The sequence below is a fragment of the Stenotrophomonas sp. GbtcB23 genome, assembly GCF_019091045.1.
Taxonomy (GTDB): Bacteria; Pseudomonadota; Gammaproteobacteria; order Xanthomonadales; family Xanthomonadaceae; genus Stenotrophomonas; species Stenotrophomonas rhizophila_A.
Window position 1 is genome coordinate 1 of record NZ_JAGXKC010000236.1, and the last position, 389, is coordinate 389.

Annotated in this window: 1 protein-coding gene; it reads left to right on the plus strand. The window is 61.7% G+C overall.

What is annotated here, in order from left to right:
• On the plus strand, positions 1-389 hold a 389-nt coding region (locus tag KVS69_RS18935; RefSeq protein WP_217539512.1), incomplete at both ends, for a hypothetical protein.

Consider the following 389-nt stretch of genomic DNA (forward strand, 5'->3'; position numbering starts at 1 on the left):
TGGCTGGGTCTTTCTTCTGATCGCGACCGGCTTCTTTCAGCGCGGTTGGCGCGTTGCCGTTCTGGCGTGGCTCGTCATTTCCCTCGCCAACGAGGTGGCGATCGGCAGCGGCGCTATCCAGAAACTGCTGGTCACCGGATATTCCGGCTATTTCGCCTTCGGTCTGGCGCTCTACAAGGTACAGCGCCACCTCTCGGCCGCCAATCTCTGCGTGCTCGGCGCAGCTGCTTGCTGGGCGATTGTCACGCCGTTTCTCACCGAACCGAATTTCGTCGAGATGTATGGATTGGAGCGGAATGTCGTCGGCCTAGCCTTGGTCGGGCCGGTGGCGCTTGGCCTGATGGCCCTTTGTGCCATCGCACCGTCATTGCGTATTCCGCCCGCCTTGG